The 17,981-nt window shown below is 39.6% G+C and carries 16 protein-coding genes; 4 read left to right on the top strand and 12 right to left on the bottom strand.

All coding sequences use genetic code 11. The features are described from left to right. Positions 1-5 precede the first annotated feature (5 nt). The 3 genes from J7338_RS13180 to ggt all read right to left on the bottom strand — a co-directional run bounded on the left by J7338_RS13180 (position 6) and on the right by ggt (position 4,473). The gene (locus J7338_RS13180; RefSeq protein ID WP_210797484.1) at positions 6-716 is read right to left on the bottom strand and encodes an SIMPL domain-containing protein; all 711 of its coding nucleotides are present in this window, start codon (positions 714-716) and stop codon (positions 6-8) included. Positions 717-826: 110 nt separating this feature from the next. Beyond that, on the bottom strand, positions 827-2,521 hold the full coding sequence (locus J7338_RS13175) for an NAD-dependent malic enzyme (protein ID WP_210797483.1): 1,695 nt from the start codon (positions 2,519-2,521) through the stop codon (positions 827-829). A 161-nt stretch (positions 2,522-2,682) separates the two neighbouring features. After that, the gene (gene ggt / locus J7338_RS13170; protein ID WP_210797482.1) at positions 2,683-4,473 is read right to left on the bottom strand and encodes a gamma-glutamyltransferase; all 1,791 of its coding nucleotides are present in this window, start codon (positions 4,471-4,473) and stop codon (positions 2,683-2,685) included. 88 nt (positions 4,474-4,561) lie between these two features. On the opposite strand from ggt, the gene rrtA reads away from it, so the two are divergent. Next, on the top strand, positions 4,562-5,149 hold the full coding sequence (gene rrtA / locus J7338_RS13165; RefSeq protein ID WP_210797481.1) for a rhombosortase: 588 nt from the start codon (positions 4,562-4,564) through the stop codon (positions 5,147-5,149). A 27-nt stretch (positions 5,150-5,176) separates the two neighbouring features. Here the strand turns inward: rrtA and J7338_RS13160 are convergent, their stop codons facing one another. The 6 genes from J7338_RS13160 to J7338_RS13135 form a co-directional block, all read right to left on the bottom strand. Beyond that, positions 5,177-7,669, bottom strand: a complete 2,493-nt coding sequence (locus J7338_RS13160) for a S9 family peptidase (RefSeq protein ID WP_210797480.1) — start codon at positions 7,667-7,669, stop codon at positions 5,177-5,179. A gap of 105 nt (positions 7,670-7,774) precedes the next feature. After that, on the bottom strand, positions 7,775-8,944 hold the full coding sequence (locus J7338_RS13155; RefSeq protein WP_210797479.1) for an endonuclease/exonuclease/phosphatase family protein: 1,170 nt from the start codon (positions 8,942-8,944) through the stop codon (positions 7,775-7,777). Beyond that, a complete protein-coding gene (locus J7338_RS13150; protein ID WP_215909085.1) occupies positions 8,941-9,870 on the bottom strand; it encodes a YeiH family protein in 930 nt (309 codons plus the stop codon). Before J7338_RS13150 ends, J7338_RS13155 begins: the two co-directional genes overlap by 4 nt. A 92-nt stretch (positions 9,871-9,962) precedes the next feature. Then, positions 9,963-11,111, bottom strand: a complete 1,149-nt coding sequence (locus J7338_RS13145; protein WP_210797478.1) for a 5-(carboxyamino)imidazole ribonucleotide synthase — start codon at positions 11,109-11,111, stop codon at positions 9,963-9,965. Position 11,112: 1 nt separating this feature from the next. Next, positions 11,113-11,595 carry a 5-(carboxyamino)imidazole ribonucleotide mutase gene (gene purE / locus J7338_RS13140; RefSeq protein WP_210797477.1) on the bottom strand — a complete coding sequence of 161 codons (483 nt, stop codon included), beginning with the start codon at positions 11,593-11,595 and terminating at the stop codon, positions 11,113-11,115. A gap of 153 nt (positions 11,596-11,748) precedes the next feature. Continuing rightward, the gene (locus J7338_RS13135; RefSeq protein WP_210797564.1) at positions 11,749-13,335 is read right to left on the bottom strand and encodes an ABC-F family ATPase; all 1,587 of its coding nucleotides are present in this window, start codon (positions 13,333-13,335) and stop codon (positions 11,749-11,751) included. Between the two features lie 299 nt (positions 13,336-13,634). On the opposite strand from J7338_RS13135, the gene J7338_RS13130 reads away from it, so the two are divergent. Continuing rightward, positions 13,635-14,843: a porin gene (locus tag J7338_RS13130; protein ID WP_210797476.1), complete on the top strand. Its 1,209-nt coding sequence runs from the start codon at positions 13,635-13,637 to the stop codon at positions 14,841-14,843. Between the two features lie 43 nt (positions 14,844-14,886). Here J7338_RS13130 and J7338_RS13125 read toward each other — a convergent pair whose 3' ends face one another. Further along, the gene (locus J7338_RS13125; protein ID WP_210797475.1) at positions 14,887-15,108 is read right to left on the bottom strand and encodes a hypothetical protein; all 222 of its coding nucleotides are present in this window, start codon (positions 15,106-15,108) and stop codon (positions 14,887-14,889) included. 110 nt (positions 15,109-15,218) lie between these two features. On the opposite strand from J7338_RS13125, the gene J7338_RS13120 reads away from it, so the two are divergent. After that, positions 15,219-15,740: a TetR/AcrR family transcriptional regulator gene (locus J7338_RS13120; protein ID WP_210797474.1), complete on the top strand. Its 522-nt coding sequence runs from the start codon at positions 15,219-15,221 to the stop codon at positions 15,738-15,740. Between the two features lie 161 nt (positions 15,741-15,901). Here the strand turns inward: J7338_RS13120 and J7338_RS13115 are convergent, their stop codons facing one another. Together J7338_RS13115 and J7338_RS13110 are read right to left on the bottom strand one after the other, a co-directional pair. Next, positions 15,902-16,783 carry an alpha/beta hydrolase gene (locus J7338_RS13115; protein WP_210797473.1) on the bottom strand — a complete coding sequence of 294 codons (882 nt, stop codon included), beginning with the start codon at positions 16,781-16,783 and terminating at the stop codon, positions 15,902-15,904. Positions 16,784-16,864: 81 nt separating this feature from the next. Beyond that, a complete protein-coding gene (locus tag J7338_RS13110; RefSeq protein WP_210797472.1) occupies positions 16,865-17,362 on the bottom strand; it encodes a GNAT family N-acetyltransferase in 498 nt (165 codons plus the stop codon). Between the two features lie 85 nt (positions 17,363-17,447). Between J7338_RS13110 and J7338_RS13105 the strand changes: the two genes are divergently transcribed. Further along, positions 17,448-17,648 carry a hypothetical protein gene (locus tag J7338_RS13105; protein WP_210797471.1) on the top strand — a complete coding sequence of 67 codons (201 nt, stop codon included), beginning with the start codon at positions 17,448-17,450 and terminating at the stop codon, positions 17,646-17,648. The last annotated feature ends 333 nt before the right edge of the window (positions 17,649-17,981 follow it).

The raw sequence follows: 17,981 nt of genomic DNA, 5'->3' as shown, positions 1-17,981 counted from the left end.
TTGGCTTAATTCTTAATTAGATAAATAGCGTAACTGTCTGCTGAAATCGTGATTTCGCCGGCATGGTAAGCATCTGGAACGAAATTACCTGAATTACTGTCTGATAGCATGGCTTTTTCAGCACGCATATAGGGCTGAGCTGATACATTCATAGGACTATTTGAAGCGCTGTATAAACCTTTGAGCTCTACGTCATAATCAGCTGCAAATTCTTTTGCCGCTGATTTTGCATCTGCAATTGCCATTTTTTGCACTTTCTTTTGCAATGACGCGTAACGACTCGATGTGAACTCAGTTTGGTTTATTTCATTAATGCCTGCGTCAACTAAACTTTGCAGCAGTAATGGATATTTATTTACATCTGTCAGTGTGAGTGAAAGTGTGCGACTAACACGGTAACCAATAAAATCTTGCTTACCTGTTTCACGGTTGTATTGATTTTCGCGACTAATAGAGATTTGTGAGCCATAAATACTTTTCTCATCTATCCCCTGCTGTTTTGCTAATTTAATAGCCTTAGCCATCGTTTGATCAGCTTTTTGTTTAGCGCTCATCAAGTCCTTATCTACTTCAACAATGGCAACGCCTAATTTTACATTATCGGCAATAGTGGTGATTTGCGCTTGGCCTTGAATATAAAGGTGTGGGGCATCGGGTGTACTGGCTGCAAATACATTGAAGCTTAGAGCCGTGGCTAACAATGGTAAATAACGCATACAAATATCCTTAATAGTTTTAATAACGTTATTAGATACCGTACGCGGTTAATTTAAAATGAACAAGCATTAAAAAACAGGCCAAAGCCTGTTTTTTAATCTAGCATAGTTTAAATACTACAACGTTTGTAATTACGGTATTTTGGTAACCAGTAATTTCTGTCAATTGCGGCCCATAACATATCATCGCTGATCTCAAGTGCTGCACCTTCTTCGATAGCTTTTTTAGCCACACCAAAGGCAATACGTTTACTCAGTGTTTCAATTTCTGTCAGCGCTGGTAGTAAACTGCCTTTCCCTGTATTAGCACGAGGCGATGATTCTGCCAATATTTCACTCGACACCATGAGCATTGCATCAGTGATACGGGTGGCTTTCGCCGCAATGACACCTAAACCAATACCTGGGAAAATATAGCTATTATTACACTGTGGAATTACAAATGTTTCACCGTCATAAACAACCGGTGCAAACGGACTGCCAGTTGCAATAATCGCTTTACCTTGTGTCCAATTGAGCACATCTTCTGGCAAGGCTTCTACTTGCTTAGATGGATTACTCAACGGGAAAATAACTGGTTGCGTGCAACCATTGTACATAGCGCGAATTACTTGCTCAGTAAATAAACCAGGTTGCCCTGAAACACCAATCAGAATATCAGGAGCAGTGCAGTGCATTACATCTAGCAATGACGCGTATTCACCGCTGTATGTCCAATCAGCTAATCTATCTGTAGGTTGGGCAAGTGCTTGCTGGAAGTCCCGTAGTCCTTCCATGCCTTGCGTTAACAAACCAAAACGATCAACCATGAAAACTTGGCTGCGGGCTTGTTCGTCAGAAATACCTTCCGACACCATTTGCGAAATGATTTGCTCGGCAATACCACACCCTGCGGAGCCTGCACCTACAAACACTACTTTTTGTTCTGACAATTGTTCATTCTTTACACGACAGGCAGCAAGCAACGAACCAACTGTAATCGCCGCAGTGCCTTGAATATCATCATTAAAACTACAGATTTCATCACGGTAGCGTTTTAATAAAGGCATTGCATTAGGTTGTGCAAAGTCTTCAAATTGTAATAACACGTTTGGCCAACGACGCTTAACGGCTTTGATGAATAGATCTAAAAACTCATCATATTCATCTTGTGCAATACGTTTATGGCGAGCGCCCATATACATAGGATCGTTTAATAGCTTTTCGTTATTAGTCCCTACATCAAGCATAACCGGTAGCGTATAGGCTGGGCTTATGCCTCCACAGGCGGTATAAAGTGATAGTTTACCAATTGGAATGCCCATGCCACCTATACCTTGGTCGCCTAAACCAAGAATACGCTCACCATCGGTAACAACGATAACTTTTACTTTGCCTTTGGTCGCATTGCGTAAAATATCATCGATTTGATAACGCTCTTCATAAGAGATAAATAAACCGCGTGCGCTACGATAAATATCTGAGAATTTTTCACAGGCATCACCCACCGTTGGGGTATAGATGATTGGTAACATTTCTTCAAGATGGTCACGCACTAAACGATAGTAAAGTGTTTCGTTGTTATCTTGGATGGCGCGTAAATAAATGTGTTTATTTAGGTTGTCTTTAAAACTTGAATATTGTTGATAACAACGTTCAACCTGCTCTTCAATCGTTTCATAGCGAGGAGGCAGTAATCCCGCAAGGTTGAAACTTTCACGCTCTTTTTGAGTAAATGCACTGCCTTTATTTAAAAGTGGCGTTTCGATCAGACCTGGGCCTGAGTGATGAATATAAAGATAATTTGGGTCAGTATTTGTAGTCATAAGTCCAAGCTTAACGAAGTCTTTAAGTTACGATCTGTCATTATTACTGTTGAATACTAAAAAGCAATGATATTCAATCTTGTCAGACCATTAGGAGAAAATAAGACGTGTGCGCTTAACACACACGTAAAAGTAGATTATACATTAAATCACGATGTCAATTAAGGCTTATTCACTGGCATTTCGTGCTCTTTAAGAACAATACTTTGCTCACTTAAAGCGATCCCTTCGCGGCGAGGATCTGCGGCACCAAACAAAGTGTCATTGATGACTTCAACCGCATGCAAGCCAGAGTTTAAATCGACGACTTTTACTGTATGACCCCGTTTTTGTAGATCTGGGATAATCGTTTCGATAGCGGTGCCTTTTTCAATACTAGTGTAATTATTACGATTAGTAATTCTTGGTAAGTCAATGGCTTGTTGAGCAGTTAGTTGCCAATCTAATACGCCAATAACCACTTGCGCGACATAGTCGATAATTCGGCTACCGCCGGGTGAGCCGACCACTAAGCGTAAACTGCCATCGTTATTAAACACCATCACCGGTGACATTGAGCTGCGCGGGCGTTTACCTGCTTCAACACGGTTGGCCAATAATTTGCCGTTTTTGCGCGGCGACAAGGCAAAGTCGGTTAGTTGGTTGTTTAATATATAACCGTTTACCATAACCGTTGAGCCAAATGCCATTTCTATTGAGCTGGTCATTGATACTGCGTTCCCTTCGCTGTCGACAATAGATACATGGGTAGTAGATGGCAATTCATAAGCATCATCTTGTGCGTAACTCAGTAATGGACGAGGTTGCCCTGCATAGGCTTTTTCATCTCGCTCACTTATTAATTTTGTCCGTTGCTCGATATAGCGTTTATCGAGTAGCTCATTAGTAGGAATATCTGCAAAATCGGGGTCGCCCATATACACATTACGATCCGCAAAAGCGAGTCGTGATGCTTGGCTAAAATAATGCAGGGCTTGTGCAGAATTAGCTTTAAATTGACCCATGTTCTTATCTTCAAGCAAAGCGAGTATTTGTAACACAGCGACTCCGCCACTGCTCGGTGGTGCCATGGAACATACTTTATAGCTATGGTACGGGGTGCAAACTACGTCACGTTGTTTACTTTGATAATTAGCTAAATCGGTTAACACTAAAGTACCTGGTGCCACAATCGAATGAGTGACCGCAGCAACCATTTGCTTGGCGTTATCACCTTTATAAAAAGCATCAATGCCTTTACTGGCTATTTTTTTATAAAGTTCAGCAAGTGGTTGGTTCGTTTTAACAGTGCCAACAGCAAGCGGTTTACCATCAGGGAAAAAATAATCACGGATCACCGGTAGTGTTGTCACCCCAGGGTTTATTTGTTTGGCTAATAAAGCATGTAAACGCGGCGATACTACAAATCCTTGTTCAGCAAGCTCTATGGCAGGTTTAAATAGCTCCGCCCATGTAAGTGTGCCATATTGTTGATGCGCTTTTGCAAAGGCATGCAATAAACCAGGTACACCCACTGAACGGCCGCCAACCACTGCCTCAATCCAAGGTGCCGCGTTACCTTTTTCATCTAAAAACAATGTTTCGTCAGCATTGCTTGGCGCTGTTTCGCGGCCATCAAAGCTGGTTAGCTTATTATGACGTTTGTCAAAATGCAGCATAAAAGTCCCACCACCAATTCCTGAAGATTGTGGCTCTACTAACGTTAGCACTAATTGCGTTGCAATGGCAGCATCAACTGCACTGCCGCCCTTAGCGAGTATGGTTTGTCCGGCTCTAGCAGCATAGGGGTTTGCCGCAGCAACCATATACTGCTGACCGGTGACATGTTGCTTAAGTTGATGGCCAGTGGCTGCTTCTGGCTCGCGTACTTCCCGTGGTGCTTGAGTGGCTAAAACCGGTAAAGTAAAAAGAGTTAAACTAAAGACGACGCTGGTTTTAAAAGGTAAAAACATAAAAAGACCTTAATTGCATTGAGATGTTTGGCATCTTAAAGTTAAACGGGCACAATATGCAAAATTTTGCTGTAAAAATAAGAATAAAATGGTCTATTTACCACTTCAACCCAGATATATTTTACCCCCGCTGAGTTTAATGGCATTAAGCGCCCTATTTGCAGCGTTTAATTTAAACGATATTTTAGAGTTTAATCGCCAGCTAATTGATCAAGGCCAAGTTTGGCGTTTGATCACGAGCCAATATGTGCATGCTAACTGGGCGCACTTAGCATTAAATTGTGCCGGTATCATACTGATATGGGCATTACATGCTGAGCATACAAAACCGACGCAATATGCATTGCACACCTTGTTTTTGGCTACTTGGTGCGGTATTGGGGTTTACTTTTTTTGTCCTGATATTCATATTTACACCGGATTGAGTGCACTACTGCATGGTGTAATTGTGTGGGGGGCAATCAAAGATATTGAAGTTGGCATGAAAAGCGGCGGTTTATTGTTTATCGGTATTTGGCTTAAAATTGCTTATGAACAATTTCATGGCCCCAGTGCTGAAGTGAGTAAATTAATTGCCTCCAGGGTTGCTATTGATGCCCACTTAATCGGTGCAATTGGTGGGATAGTACTCGCAACGCCACTGCTGATCAATTATATAAAAAAACGCCAAGCATAAGCTTGGCGTTATCTAAAATTTTAGTGCTTATAAACTTTCTTTAAATAGTTTATGAATGCGACGGTATTCATCTAACCAACTAGAAGGCTGTACAAAACCATGTGGTTCGACTGGAAATATAGCCGTTTCAAAGTTTTCTTTTTCAAGCTCAATTAAACGCTGTACTAAGCGTACTGAGTCTTGGAAAAACACATTATTATCAACCATAGGGGCGTTGATCAATAAGCGGTTTTTAAGTCCCTGCGCATAATATATAGGCGAACTTTTTTCATACGCAATTGGATCTACATCTGGGTGATTTAAAATGTTTGATGTGTATGGACCATTATAGTGTGCCCAATCGGTAACTGGACGAAGCGCAGCCCCAGCTTGAAATAAATCAGGCTGAGTAAATAACGCCATAAAGGTCATAAAGCCACCATAAGAGCCGCCATATGTACCAACAGCACCGGTATCAACATTGGCATTTTCAGCCATCCATTTAACACCATCGGCTAAATCTTCAATTTCTGGGGTACCCATTTGACGGTAAATCGCCGTACGCCAATCACGCCCATAACCTTTTGATGCGCGATAATCCATGTCCATCACTACATAACCTTCAGAGGCTAGTAATGAATGAAACATAAATTCGCGGAAGTAACCTGACCAACCCATGTGTGAGTTTTGTAGATAACCTGCACCATGGTTAAAAATGACCGCTTTGCGGTTTTTGCCGCTCTCACCTTCTACATAGTCTGCTGGGTAATATACTTTAGCGTATACCGGTTGTTCAGTATGACTTGACGGTACCGCAACAATTTTAGGCGCAATTAATTGTTTTGCTAAAAATTCACTCGATACTGTATGAGTTAGCTGCGTTGCAGCTGTATTCGTCTTTGCATCAGCAACATATAACTCTGGTGGAGCCATGATTTTGGAATGTGTTAACAATAATTTGCTTTGATCAGGGCTTAATTTATAGTCGGTCATACCGTCTAAGTTGGTTACTTGCTCTGATTTTGCCGTTTGTGGATCAACGCGGTAGATTTCATATAGACCAGGATGCTCAACATTGGCTTTGTAGTAAATTGCACTGTCGTCATCTGTTAGTGTGAGGTTCGATACGACAAGCTGACCTTTGGTAAGTTGTGTTGCTTTACCATTAAGTGGTTTTTTATATAGATGGCTATAGCCTGTTTCTTCAGATAAATAATACAAGGTATCTGAATTATTTAACCAGCCAAAATCGTTATAAGCATAGTTAACCCATGCATCATCGTGTAAACGATGTTGTGAAACAAGTTTGGAATTTTTAGCATCAACAGTAGCTAACCAACGGTCTTTGTTATCCCATGCTTCAAGCATAATCGCGACTTGCGTGCCAGCTTTGTTCCAGACGATAGCACTTTGATCCCATCCCCAATCCATCATTAGGTTGATAGCACGAAGTGCTTTTTTAGATTCATATGTTTTGCCGTCACGGGCATAGTTTTCTTTTTTAACTGCCGCTAATACATCTTCATCAAAACCAGGTAAGGTATCAAATGCGAGTGCTGTTTGCGATTGCTCAGTTAAATCTATGTAGATAACTTGCGAGGTTTGTGGTTTGTCATCAGCAACACGACGACGTACTTTTTCAGCTTTGACCCGAGCATCATTAGCAATATAGTTTGGCATAATGTCGGCTTCATCTCGCCAAGGCCTGGCCTCAGTGACAACAGCAATTAAGGCTTTACCATTTGGTGATAACTGCACATCGGCTAGCTCATTGCCTTTACCTAAGTAAAACTGAGCATTGGCAATTGAACTATTTTGCTGGTTGAGTTGCTCTTTGCGCGCTTGTTTATCTTTTTTATTTTTATGGGTCAGCGCAATGTAATCAATCAGTTTATGCTGTTCTTTAGCGATGTAAGTTTCAGGCTCTGTAACTCCTTTTGGTGCATCGCTCAAATGAAGATTTACAAGCTCAGCTTGCTGTCCAGTTACCAGATCTACTTTATAAAAAGTGTTTGCTTGACGATAAGCTAAATTACCATCGGTTAAAAATTGCGGTTTAGATTGTTTAGCACTGTCGTGAGTAATTTGTGTAATTGCACCTGTATTGATGTTCTTTACAAATATATTACCTTCAAATACATAGGCTTGCTGTGTACGATCCGCTGAATAAACGGCATCACCAGCCCCTAATGTATGCAACTTATTTAACGCTACTTGGCTTGCCGCTTGGCTATCAACAGCTTGTGTAAATAAGTCTCGAAGCTCATTACCTTGTTGTTTTTGCGCATAGACAACTGTTTTTGAATCAGCAGCCCAAAATGCACGCTCTGCTTGGCGGCCTAACCAATCAGGATGTGCCATTGCTTGCTCAAGTGTGATTGCGCTGCTGCCTGTATCAGCAGGCGTTACAACAACGCTGGCAACAGTTGATTGTGGTTGCTCTGTAGGGGTAGATGCGGTTGATTGACAACCGGACAACATAACGCTGGACGCGACGGCAAGTGCAATTAAGGTTTTTTGAGTAGAAGATTTAAAAATCATAGGGCTTCTGTAAGGTTATTGTAATTCCCCCAATTTAAGCAGAAGCTCCTATGTAATAGCAATAATTTCAGACAAACAGCCAAACTTTGCTGTTTAATAACCAAGTTACTTTATAGAAATATCTAACCACACCATGCGATGATCTGACGATGCATTACGATCTTTAATTAACCGATACAACTCGCTATTTTTAGTTGGCCAAAATACCCCACCGTCATGGACTTCAATGCCATAAATAGAAGGCAACACATAATCTGCACGAGCTTGCCAGTTTGCAGTGTAAGCCGCAGCATATTTTTCACTGTAAGTGGTTTTAGCGCCCTTACTGGTTGGTGTAAATTGCCTGTTTATTAATGGATTTTTTAAAAGTAGATCCGTTGTTTCTGGGCGTTTTTTATCTCCTTCAGGAGCCGCATTTAAATCTCCGACTATCACAAATCGTGATTTTTCAGCTAACCCGCCTTTGACACCATGATCGTCATAGAGGTAATCTGCGCTGGCGATATAATCTTTAATCAATCGTACTTCATCATGATTACGTAAGCCGTTTCTATCTTCAGCCCCATCAAATACAGGAGGCGTTGGGTGCGATGCAATAACGTGCAGCGTTTTACCTTTTACAGTAACCGGAATATCCCAAAACGATTTTGAACTGAGTCTCAAAGCTTGCCATTCTTCGTTGTTATACCAATTTTCACCTGTAGTTGGATCAATAGGCATTTTAGCATCTGGCATATCTTTGTATTTAAAGGTTTGTAAGGTACGAATTTTATCAAAATCAATTGGGTAGCGAGATAAAACGGCCATACCATAATGGCCTTCAAAAAAGCCAAAACCAAATGCATCCCCTTTAATACCAGTTGCTTGGCCGTCATTATCTAGATCAAATGGCGTTTTCAAACCTGTGTTTACCGGACCAATATAGCTGTATGGATAATCTATAGCGGGCTGTTTATTTTGGCTTTTAGCAAGGTAGTGCGTTTTAAAATAATCAATACCTTGCGCTTTGCTGACATAATCAAACTCATTTAATAATAAAATGTCAGGGCGAATACGCTGAATGATCTCGGCAATATTTTTGATTTGTGGATGATTACTTAGTAATGCATTTACCAACCCGTTGTCATCAAAGGGTTTATCATTTTCTGCATAATTTGTTGCATCCATGCTCACATTAAACGTGGCTACTCGTAAAGATGACACGGCTAATGCTGAGTTAGAAAAACCACTGATTAATAGGCACGCTAATGTGGCGATAGAAAACTGCTTCTTCATACGATATATCCATCTAAAATTAATAACAAAATGACACTACTTACGACTACCCATAAAATAATTGCCATAATAAAGGGCTTTAGTCCTGCTTCTTTTAATACAGCCAGTGATAAGCCACTGCCAATTAAGAATAAAGTCATTACTAGTAATTGTTTTGCTACGGTGTTGATCAGCTGCCAGAGATCCGAAAATTGAGGCAAATATGTATTGATCAATGCAGCAGCTAAAAAACCAACAATAAATAAAGGAGTACTGGCTTTTTCCTCTGAGCGCCAAAAGACACCTGCAATCGTAGTGTAGGGAATGATCCACATCGCACGTGTGAGCTTAACGGTTGTAGCAATACTCAGTGCAACAGCTCCGTAAGCTGCTGACGCACCTACTACACTGCTGGTATCATGAATAGCTAACGCTGCCCATAAGCCAAACTGGTGTTGGCTTAGATTAAAATAATGGCCAATGGTTGGAAATAGTAACAAACCGACACCGTTTAATAAAAACACCACACCAAGAGCAACCGCGACTTCGTGATCTTTTGCTTTAATTACTGGCGCCATCGCGGCAATAGCACTGCCACCACAAATGGCCGTACCAAATGAAATTAACACCCCTGTATTACGATTTAACTTAAAAACTTGCGTTAAAATTTCACCAAGGCCAATGATCGCAGTAATACTGACTATGGTTAATACCAGCGAACTGCGACCAACTTCAATCACCTGATTAAAATCAACAGCAAAACCTAAGCCAACCACAGCAGCTTTGAGCATCCATTTACTCGCCTTTTGGGATAGCTCTGAAAATGGATTACCGAGCAAAATTACAAACAGCGCCCCGCAAATTAGGGCACTACCACCACCAATCAAAGGGGTGATACACAGGCCAAATAAAAGCAAATATAAGAGCTTTTTAATCCGAGCAGACAAAATAACCCCTTTGTTACGATCGTACAATCGGTATATTGGGCTGATAACCAGCTGGCACGACTAAAAAACCGAGATGAACTCGGCTTTTTTAGTTAATTTAAAATCAACGCGGTGCTGGCCGCTAACACGCCGGGATAATCTTCCTCCGGAAGATACTCCATCAATCGTGCTAAGCGTTCACCTAACTCATGAAGATTAGCAGCAGATACATTAATATGACCCATTTTTCGACCAGGCTTTGCTGTTTTTCCATACCAATGACTCGTCACCTCAGCAATGCTCAGTACTTGTTGAGGAATAGCGGCTTGTCCGAGCACATTCACCATCACTGTAACGCGTTGTAATTGTGTGCTACCTAATGGCAGCCCTGCGACAGCTCGCATATGATTTTCAAATTGACTGCAATGCGTGCCTTGCTGGGTCCAATGACCAGAATTATGAACTCGAGGAGCAATTTCATTGACTAATAACTGCCCTGCCACATCGAAAAATTCAATCGCCAGTACACCAACGTAATCAAGCTCATTAGCCAATTTATTAAATGCATCTTCAGCTTGTTGTTGAATCACTGATTTTTCTTTACCGGCGATAGATAAAGTTAAAACACCATTGGTATGCTGGTTTTCAGTAAGTGGGTAAATAGCGGTGTTACCACTTTTATCGCGAACACCTATGATTGATACTTCACGATCAAATGGGATCATTTGCTCGGCAATAATAGTGTGTGGCGCGGATTCTGTACCGGAGGCAATAAAATCGGCCATTTCCAACCATATCTGTTCAATTTGATCATCTGATTTTAAACGCCACTGGCCTTTACCATCGTAACCAGCTTGACAGGTTTTGAGCACTAATGGCTTGCCCAAGCTAACAACGGCTTGTTCTAGGTGGGCCTTTTCAGTGATTAACTGATATGGTGCGCACTTGACCGCTGTTTTACCTAATAATGCTTTTTCTAGGGCGCGATCTCCACCCGTTTTAATCGCTGCTTTACCAGGGTAAAACTTATTACTTTCACAGCATTTCGTAAGTACATCATCAGGAATATGTTCAAACTCAGCGGTGATCGCATGAGCGTCGGCAATGGCTTGCTCTAGTGTTGTAGTATAGATTTGCCCAGTTAATGGGTGAACAATTTTTTTACTGCCAACATCATACGCAACCACATTTAAATTCAATGGCGCACCAGCTAAACACATCATACGTGCTAATTGGCCGGCTCCTAAAATTAAAATAGTCATATTACTCTGCTGGATTTGGGTTAGCTAAAATTGTGTCTGTTTGTTCTTTACGGAACGCTTCAACTTTGGCAAATATCTCTGGTTGCTGACAACCTAAAATCTGTGCTGCTAATAATCCCGCATTTGCAGCACCAGCTTCACCAATTGCTAATGTACCTACTGCAACACCTTTTGGCATTTGGCAAATTGACAGTAATGAATCAATGCCATTTAACATTTTAGATTTAACTGGTACACCTAATACTGGTAACGATGTGAAAGCAGCAGCCATACCTGGTAAATGCGCCGCACCGCCGGCACCGGCAATAATGACTTTAATACCACGTTCTGCTGCTGTACTTGCGTAATCAGCGAGTAGTTGAGGAGTACGATGAGCCGATACAACTTTAGTTTCGTAAGCGATGCCAAATTTATCTAGCATGATCGCCGCATGTTCCATAGTTGGCCAATCTGACTTGGAACCCATAATAATGCCAACAGTCATAAATACTCCTCAGTAATGGTTTTAATACTTACAGCGGACTAATGTCCGCATTAAAGGCGGTCATTATACACGTATTAATTGTTAAATTGCGAATATCGAGTAACAAAAAAGCCATGACTAGCATGGCTTTTTGATCAGTTTGTAAATTGAGCTTTAGCCTTCTTTACTGGCTAAATATTCAGAATAAGTACCTCTGAAATCAATTATTTTGCCGTCTTTGATTTCCCAAATACGGGTTGCAACTGAGGATACAAATTGACGGTCGTGAGATACAAACATTAACGTACCTTCATATGCTTCAAGCGCAAGGTTTAATGCTTCTATTGACTCCATATCCATGTGGTTCGTTGGCTCATCCATTAATAGAATATTTGGCTTATGCATCATAATCTTACCAAATAGCATGCGGCCTTGCTCACCACCAGATATTACTTTTACAGACTTTTTAATATCATTTTGTGAGAACAACATACGCCCTAAGAAACTGCGAACAACTTGTTCATCATCGCCTTCTTGCTGCCATTGCTCCATCCACTGAAATAAGTTCATATCGGTGGCAAATTCGTCAGCATGATCTTGCGCATAATAACCGATATTATGGTTTTCAGACCATTTAAACTCACCTTGTTTTGGCGTCAAACGACCTGCTAAAGTATTTAATAGTGTTGTTTTACCAACCCCATTTTCACCGATAATAGCGATACGCTCACCTACTTCAACTAAGCCTTCAAGGCCGGTGAACAACATATCGTCAAAACCTTGGCCTAAGTTTGTTAATTCAAGGGCATTACGGAATAACTGTTTTTCTTGCTCAAAACGAATGAACGGTGTTTGACGCGAAGAAGCTTTAACTTCATCTAATTGAATTTTGTCAATTCGCTTGGCACGAGATGTTGCTTGCTTTGCTTTAGATGCATTCGCTGAGAAGCGCGAAACAAACTGTTGTAGCTCGGCAATTTGATTTTTCTTCTTGGCATTTTCACTTAATAAGCGTTCACGAGCTTGCGTTGCTGCAAACATATATTCGTCATAGTTACCTGGGTAAATACGCAATTCACCATAATCAATATCAGCCATATGCGTACATACAGAGTTTAAGAAATGACGGTCATGGGAAATGATGATCATTGTACAATCACGTTGATTCAGTACATCTTCGAGCCACTTGATAGTATAAATATCCAAGTTATTTGTTGGCTCATCAAGTAGCATGATATCTGGATCTGAAAATAACACTTGCGCAAGTAACACTCGCAGTTTGAAACCAGGAGCAATCTCTGACATCGGACCGTAATGCTGATCAGTTGTAATACCTACGCCCATTAGTAACTCCCCTGCTTTAGATTCAGCAGAATAGCCATCCATTTCAGCAAACTCAGTTTCAAGATCGGCAACCTTCATGCCATCTTCTTCACTCATTTCAGGTAAGCTGTAGATACGGTCACGCTCTTGTTTAATTGCCCACAACTCTTTGTGGCCCATTATTACAGTATCAATAACAGAATATTCTTCGTAAGCGAACTGATCTTGGTTTAATTTCGCAACGCGCTCATTTGGATCAGTACTTACATTACCAGCTGACGGCTCCAATTCCCCACTTAAGATTTTCATAAATGTCGATTTACCACAACCATTTGCGCCAATTAAACCATAACGGTTACCTTCGCCAAATTTAGCTGAAATATTCTCAAATAATGGTTTAGCACCAAATTGCATGGTGATGTTAGCTGTACTGATGATAGCGCTACCCTCCAACGGGGAAAATCAAAGAAATAAAATTGACTGGAGTGTAAACCAAAGAGGCCTATTTTTCCATGAATTATTAGCTTTGTGAGCTATAGTTGCTGCGCATTAAAATAAGCTAATGAGGGTCAATATATTATGCTAGTATTATGCTGTTGAGCGTAAAAAGAACAGAAGTTAACAATTCAAATTTCCTCTATCATTTTTTGATGATATTTTTTCACTTTAGTCATTAATTTAGCTTTGTTAGTCTGCGCGACCTAAGGACACTGATAAATAGAACAAGGTAATACCGAATGAATAGAAAATTAGTTGGAGTTATCATCGCAAGTGCATTGATGGCACCGAACGTAAACGCTGTTGAAGTTTATGATGATGGAAAAAATAATTTAACCATTGGTGGTTTTATTGACGCTAGAATAATCAATACACAAGGGCAAACTGAAATAGTTAATGGCGCATCACGGATCAGCTTTGACTTTAGTCGTAAACTAAAAGGTCAATGGTCAGCTTTAGCCTTATTAGAGTGGGGTGTAAACCCTGTTGGTAGTAGCGATATTATCTATAACAACCGTTTTGAGTCTATTCAAGATGAATTTTTATATAACCGACTCGGTTATGTAGGTATCACACATGAAAAATATGGCCAAGTGACAATAGGTAAACAATGGGGTGCGTGGTACGACGTAGTTTATAGCACTAATTACAGTCTAGTTTGGGACGGTAATGCAGCCGGTGTTTACACGTATAACAAAGATGATGGCGCGATTAACGGCACCGGTCGAGGCGATAAATTATTACAGTATCGTAATAGTTATGGTGACTTTAGCTTTGCAGCCCAAGTTCAGTTTAAAAATAATGACTTTTACACCTGTGATATAGAGGCTATTTCGGAGTCAGCTTGCCAAACATTGTGGGATAATGGCAGTAACCTTGCGCAAAAAGTGGCGTTTAATTCAACCTATGGCGCAGCCATTACTTATTCAGTAAGTGATGAATTAAAACTTACCGCAGGATTTAACCGCGGTGAGCTAAGCGTTAACTACACATCAGGGCGAGTTCAATCAGTAAATGATTTTATTTATGGTGCAGGAATAACCTGGGGTAAATTTGAGCAAGATGGGTTCTACTTTGCTGCTAACATTAATAAAAATGAAAATCATGATACTGATAACTTAGGTCGCTTAATTAAGGATGCAGTTGGCTTAGAAGCACTCGTTTCTTATAAGTTTGATAATGATATTCGTCCATTTTTAGCTTATAACATCTTCGATGCTGGCAAAGATTATGTTATTCAACCTAACTTTAATGCTGATCCAAACGATAACTTTAAACGTCAATTTGCAGTACTTGGCTTTCACTATCTGTTCGACGAAAATACGATTTTTTACATTGAAGCACGTAAAGACTTTAGTGATTTTTCAAGTGCCGATAAAGAGCAAGAATATCAAATGGGTCTATCAGAAGATGATGGCATTGCATTTGGTTTTCATTACACATTATAACTAGAACACTTTTACAGGCTGATTATTTGATCAGCCTATTTTGCTAATATTTAGTACCTAGTGCTATAACACTTTTTGCTTTATCTTTAGTCGCAAACGCTTTTGTCAAAGCTAAATAACCTTCCTTAGGTCCTAAAATTATCCATAACATTAAAATTCCCCCCGGTAATAAAATAGCTTTTAGTAATGGTCCTAGCATGTAAGAATAAAAAATAATAAATGGGATAAATAGTCCGTAACCAATAACTTGTTTGATAAAGTTCATATGAGATCCTTGCTTAAATGAGCGTGCTCACAAATATAATTGAGCACAGTCACTTTTTAAAGTGACTTCATTTTTATTATCACAAGTTTAATATAATCAATTGATATGCAATGAATAAAAAAACGCAAACCTATAATAAAATTCTTACCTCGGCTTGGCTGTTATTCTTAGAGCAAGGTTATGCTCATACATCTACACGAGAAATTGCAAAAGCGGCTAATGTGGCCGTTGGTACTGTGTTTAGTCATTTCGAAAATAAAATCGACTTACTAAAAGCAGAAATGCAGCAACAAATAGATACGATCATTCATCAGGCTAGTTTAACTGATTGCCAACATGCACCAAGGCTTAAGTTGCGTCACTATGCCCTACCGTTGTTTGAATTTTATTGTAATAATATTGAATTTAGTAAAATATTAATAAGCGATATGATTTGGCAAGCCGCTTTTTTTGAACAGCAAATGAATGAGTTTAAAAAACGGCTGTTCAATGAACAGCAAGAGTTTGACGATATAAAAGCAAGTGTGATGTTAGATTGTTATTTTATGACTATTATTTCAGGGTTAAATGAACCTGTGCCAGAACCTGAAAAAATGCTACGTCAACTCACCAGCAAAATATCTATTCTTTAGCGACAACTTATTTCACGATTACTCTTTGATTTATCAAGCTCATAATTCCTCTTGATAGCTTTAGTTAAAAATAACTCTTATGCAGAGTTATCTTAATTAATATGTTTAGTATGATGTGTTCTTTTCTGGTTTGTTACTAATTTATTTTTTCGTTACGCATACTAGTTTATCGATGAGTTATAGAAATCGAGTGCCTGCTTAACACTAACCATTGGATTTTCAGAATGCTCTAACCCTTCATTAATTCTACTATTCCAAATAATATCATTAGCATGTATTTTAAGGCTATTATTAAGGCCTGCAAAGGCACTTAACATTAATGGATGCTCTGCGCCTCCTACTGTTATATATAGCGACAGCGGTATATTATCTTTTGTTGTGAAGCTTCGTTGCGATAAGAATTGCTCAAACTCTTTTACAACGGTCATGTCGTCGTACCAAGCAGCCGGACTAAATGCAAAATAACCGTTAAACAACCAAGGTTTTGTGCTCATAGTGTATAAAACAAAACTCCCTCCTGCTGAGTAGCCCGACAAAATACGATTATTATCTAGCTTATAATGTGATTCTAAATACGGTAGTAACTCATTTTCAATAAAAGCCAAAAATTGATCAGCTTTACCGAACAGCTCTGTTGCATTTTCACTTGCAGGTCTTGGCTGGGTATTTACATCTTGACGTGCATACGGAGGCACTAAATCACGATTTCTGGTAAAGGTCCAAAACTGATTAGGGATTGACACTAAAATTGTGTCCTGCTGCGCTGGTAGCTCAGCCAAAACGGAATCCCACTGAGTAAGATTAAAGTTACCATCAGTTCTAATTATCAAGGAGTAGCGTTTATTTGGCTCAAAATTGCTAGGTAAACGAATAAACACTTTCCTATTTTCATCTAAGATCTGAGAATAAATAGTGACGTCTTTAAAATTTGAAATGTAATGCGTGTTGTATTTATAAGTAACAATAGCGCATGCAATAAGGGCAGCTGTACTCAAGAGAATTATAATTACGGTGCGATTTAGCTTTTTTAATAGAGTAAACATAACTGTCAGGTAAAGATTGTTTTAAAAACAATACCCTTTCTGTATTTTTAATTAAACTACCGTTATGTAACAAAGTATGATTTACAGTTGATACACCCACTGTTCACTCGCTACATGAATGAATTTAAAACGGCGAAGTAATTGCTGGCTTTGGGTGTTTTCTAGCGCTACTTTAGCCTTTAAACTAGTAATGCTCAACTCATTGCCTAACGGCGTAACAAGGGCTGTTATATTTGTTAGTATAAATGCTAATGCTTCAGACATATACCCATTCCCACAATGATTTGGTGACAACTCAAAACCTAACCAAGCAGTATCTTCTCTAATATCATATAAACCAATGCAGCCAATCAAGGTCGACGTATTTAATAAGTACATTCCAAAGCGCAGCGTATTTCCTTCATACATGCCAGTAATATCATCTTGGATCAGTTGTTTTACCTCATTACGTGTAAGTGGCAACGAATAATCATTATATTGAGCAACTAACGGCTCAGACAAAATAGCCCACAACGCGCTACAGTCCCTATGCTTAATTGGCTTTAATGTAATTCGGCTTAGTGCAAACTCATGGTTCATAAATAAAATTAAATTACGGCTTTCAAGCCCGCTATTATTGCCTTAAGATACCGCGCATACAAGTTAATAACACAGCAATCAAATTATGAGCGATGAATTTAAAGTAATACAACCAACAACCACTGTTTATTGCCCTGAGCGTGGTGAAGGCTGGACTTTAACGGGCATAACGAGCATTGAGGAATTTACCTCAGTGATGTTTGATGGTGTGCGTTACACATTGCCAGCAAGGGAAATTGTTGAGCAACTACTGCCAAACCAAGCCGCTAGACAAAAACTAAAGTAATTAACATTGCATTAGGCAATAACTACTTAGCTTCACAAGGTTTAGTGTCATGAGAGCGTCATTGCTTTACTTAATGATGAGTAAAGCTCTTTATGTATGAAGCCTTGCTGATACAGCATTTCAGAATAAAGGGGTCAGAATAAAAGTAAAGGGGTCAGGTTCGTTGCTTCACAACACTCCTCATATGCCAGTACCTGAACAATCATGACAAAGTATTATGAAGCAAGTGATCCGACCCCTTTTTTCTTCTTTTATGAAGCAAGTGATCCGACCCCTTTTTTCTTCTTTTTTCTTCGACACCTTTTTTTAAAACAATAAGAACTGTATATAGAT

The sequence above is a fragment of the Pseudoalteromonas ostreae genome (assembly GCF_018069805.1).
In the GTDB taxonomy this organism is placed as follows: domain Bacteria; phylum Pseudomonadota; class Gammaproteobacteria; order Enterobacterales; family Alteromonadaceae; genus Pseudoalteromonas; species Pseudoalteromonas ostreae.
This window is presented reverse-complemented; position numbering and strand designations above follow the sequence as displayed.